4 protein-coding genes are annotated in these 3,729 nt (G+C 46.2%); all 4 read left to right on the forward strand.

Annotation, left to right across the window (positions count from 1 at the left end; translation table 11 throughout):
• Nucleotides 1-681: biotin synthase BioB (gene bioB / locus B3D47_RS02805; protein WP_286859829.1), on the forward strand; the 681-nt coding region annotated here is incomplete at its 5' end.
• An 87-nt stretch (nt 682-768) separates the two neighbouring features.
• Nucleotides 769-1,491 (forward strand): acyl-CoA thioester hydrolase/BAAT C-terminal domain-containing protein, encoded by a 723-nt coding sequence (locus B3D47_RS02810; RefSeq protein WP_286859830.1) that lies wholly within the window; start codon nt 769-771, stop codon nt 1,489-1,491.
• Between the two features lie 87 nt (nt 1,492-1,578).
• The gene (bioA, locus tag B3D47_RS02815) at nt 1,579-2,859 is read left to right on the forward strand and encodes an adenosylmethionine--8-amino-7-oxononanoate transaminase (RefSeq protein ID WP_286859832.1); all 1,281 of its coding nucleotides are present in this window, start codon (nt 1,579-1,581) and stop codon (nt 2,857-2,859) included.
• Nucleotides 2,856-3,729 (forward strand): 8-amino-7-oxononanoate synthase (locus B3D47_RS02820; RefSeq protein ID WP_286859834.1); only part of this gene is annotated, 874 nt, incomplete at its 3' end. The genes bioA and B3D47_RS02820, both read left to right, overlap by 4 nt.

Below are 3,729 nucleotides of genomic sequence, written 5' to 3' on the forward strand. Positions count from 1 at the left end.
CCGCACGAGCGCGATATGCCTTATGTACTGGAGTTGATCCAAGAAGTAAAAAAGCTGGGTATGGAAACCTGCATGACCTTAGGTATGTTGAATGCCTCCCAGGCAGAACGTTTAAAAGATGCTGGACTGGATTATTACAATCATAACCTCGACACTTCGCGTGAATACTACGCTAATGTCATTAGCACCCGAACTTTTGACGATCGCTTAAATACTTTAGACCATGTTCGTTCAGCTGGAATTAATGTATGTAGTGGCGGGATTGTCGGTTTAGGTGAAGGTAAGCAGGACCGTGTGGGATTATTATTTGAACTGGCGACCATGCCAATTCATCCAGAATCGGTACCAATTAATATGCTGGTGCCAATCGAAGGAACACCGCTCGCCGATGTGGAAAAGCTGGATGTGATTGACTGGATCCGAACGATTGCCGTAGCACGTATCATCATGCCAAAAAGCTATATCCGTTTGTCTGCAGGTCGTGAATCTCTATCTGATTCCGATCAGGCCCTGGCCTTCATGGCAGGTGCTAACTCACTGTTCTCAGGTGATAAATTGCTGACTGCACCGAATAGTGGTGAAGGCAAGGACAAAGCCCTGTTTGCCAAACTAGGACTAAAAGCTGAAGCACCGAAGAAAACCGGCCGCGAGCTTGCTATGGATGCCATGCAGCCTGCTTAAATTTTGCAGCTGTATATCAGGGATCATTCCGGAAGAGATTGGTCCCTTTTTTATTGAATAGATGACAAAAAATAGGGGACAGGATTGATGAAAATTCTGCTCATCAGCGGCTGGGGACTGGGGACTCAGGTATTGAACGAATTTGTACAGCAGCTAGAACAGCAGTTAATGCCACAGCATCAGATCGAAGTCTGGGATATCTTTGATCCGAATAATGCAGCAATACTGGCAGAAAAGGTACAGGTTGCAGCTGATAAAGATGTACTGATTGGCTGGTCACTTGGCGGGCAGTTAGCATTGTTATTGGCTAATGCAATCTATCAGCAGATACAAGTCACCAAACCTGTCATTGCCTGTATGTCAAACCCCTGCTTTGTGGCACAAGAAAACTGGCCTCATGCTATGCCCAAAGTGCAGTATGAGCAATTTAAGCATGCGGTGATGTTACAACCTCAACAGGCTCTAAAACGTTTCTGTGCACTGGTTACTTTAGGTTCAGTAGCACCACGAGAACGAGCAAAACATTTACAAGAGCAATTGGTAAATATTGATTTATCCTATCAGCAGTCTCATCTCTATCTTTTAGAACAATTAAATTTGGTAGATATCTTAAAAAGCTATCCTGGCAAGATGCTATTTATAAATTCTGAGAACGATATGCTAGTTCCCTGCAAAGTTATACAAAATATTGCACAGTTCAATGCAGATCATCTGAACTTGGTAAAAATTTCAGCTGCGCACGATGCTATCCTGTTCGATACCAGTTTGGTCATTGAGCCAATCTTGCAATTTTTACAAAAACTTCGTTAATCAGAAAAATGCTAAAGGTCAGCTAGATGTTCATTTCAGAATTAAACCGTTAAGATCAGGACAGCGCTATTGTTTAGGTTATTTTCCGTGCACGATTCTTTTGATCAGCAGCATATCTGGCATCCGTATACTTCCATGACTCATCCTTTGCCTTGTTACAAGGTGAGGGCGGCACATGGTGCTGTAATTGAACTGGAAGATGGCACACAGCTGATTGACGGGATGTCGTCCTGGTGGTGCACGATCCATGGTTATAATCATCCACAGCTGAATCAGGCGGTGCAGACTCAGTTGCAATCCATGTCACATGTCATGTTTGGTGGCCTGACCCATCAGCCGGCGATTGATCTGGCTAAATTGCTGATTGAGATTACTCCAGAGCCACTGGATCGGATTTTCTATGCCGATTCCGGTTCGGTTGCTGTGGAAGTGGCTTTGAAAATGGCGGTGCAATACTGGCATGCCCGTGGTCAGGCACAGAAAAGCAATTTTGTGACTACACGTTCTGGCTATCATGGCGATACCTGGAATGCCATGTCAGTCTGCGATCCGGTCACGGGTATGCACCAGATTTTTGGTTCCAGTCTGCCAAACCGTTATTTTGTCCCGGCACCACAAAGCCGCTTTGATGGTGAATGGCAAGTTGATGATATCCAGCCACTGGAACAATTATTAGCAGAAAAGCATGAACAGATTGCAGCCATGATTATTGAGCCGATCGTGCAGGGAGCAGGTGGTATGCGCCTGTATCATCCAGAATACCTGCGCCAGGTACGTCAGCTGTGTGATCGTTACAATATTCTGTTAATTCTGGATGAAATCGCGACTGGTTTTGGTCGGAGCGGCAAACTGTTTGCCTGTGAACATGCGGGTGTTAGCCCGGATATCATGTGTCTGGGCAAGGCGCTGACTGGCGGTTATATGACCTTGTCAGCCACACTGACGACTGCGCATGTCGCAGAAACCATTTCCAGTGGTGAAGCAGGCGTATTTATGCATGGCCCGACCTTTATGGCGAATCCACTGGCCTGTGCAGTGGCACTCAAAAGCACCCAGCTTTTATTGTCACAGGACTGGCAGGCAAGAGTGCAACAGATTGAACAAGTATTAAAAGACCATTTACAGCCATTAAATGCCTTGCCACAGGTTGCTGATATCCGCGTACTTGGCGCGATTGGAGTCGTGGAACTACAGCAACCTGTTGATCTGGCTAGCTTCCAGGCAGAATGTGTACGCCGTGGTGTATGGATTCGTCCCTTTGGTCGGTTGGTCTATGTGATGCCACCATTTGTGATTTCTGCTGAACAACTTAAAATTCTACTGACGCATATGTGCGAGATGATTCAGGCAATGGGAGCAACAGCATGAAGCATCTGGAATATTTTCAGCAGCAACTGGATGATTTGAAACAGCAGGGCCAGTATCGCCAGTTTAAACAGGGGATTTCCAGCCAGCCTTATCTTCAGTTGAATGGGATTGAGATGCTGAATCTGGCATCCAATGACTATCTCGGTCTGGCGGCCAATCTGCAGCTACGGGAAGAATTTTTTGATCTGACACCGCTTGCTGAACGACAGATGAGTGCCAGTTCTTCGCGCCTGCTGACTGGAAATTTCCCGGCTTATGAACAGCTGGAGACCAGCATGGCGCAGGTTTTTGGTCGTTCGGTGCTGTTGTTTAATAGCGGCTATCATATGAATATCGGGATTCTGCCAGCATTGGCGGATAGCAAGACCATTATTATTGCCGACAAGCTGGTACATGCCAGCATCATTGATGGTATCCGTTTATCCAATGCCAGCTATGTACGCTACCGGCATAATGATCTGGAACATCTACAACAGCTTTTAGTAAAGTATCAGGCAGATGATAATATTCAGCGCATCATTGTCGTCACTGAATCCATTTTTAGTATGGATGGTGATGAAACGGATCTCGGTGCATTGGTGGCACTCAAACAGCAATTTGATAAGGTTATGCTGTATGTGGATGAAGCCCATGCCATTGGTGTACGTGGTGAACGCGGGCTGGGTTGTGCTGAGGAGTATCAGGTCATAGACCAGATTGACCTGCTGGTCGGGACTTTTGGCAAGGCGCTGGCTTCAGTCGGTGGCTATCTGGTCTGTCATCCGCTCATTCGTGAATATCTGATCAACAGCATGCGTCCGCTAATTTTTAGTACTGCGCAGCCCCCAATCTGTATGGCCTGGACGCATTTTATTTTCCAGAAAATGCAAG

The sequence above is a fragment of the Acinetobacter sp. UBA3461 genome (genome assembly GCF_002381195.1).
GTDB classification, from domain to species: Bacteria; Pseudomonadota; Gammaproteobacteria; order Pseudomonadales; family Moraxellaceae; genus Acinetobacter; species Acinetobacter schindleri.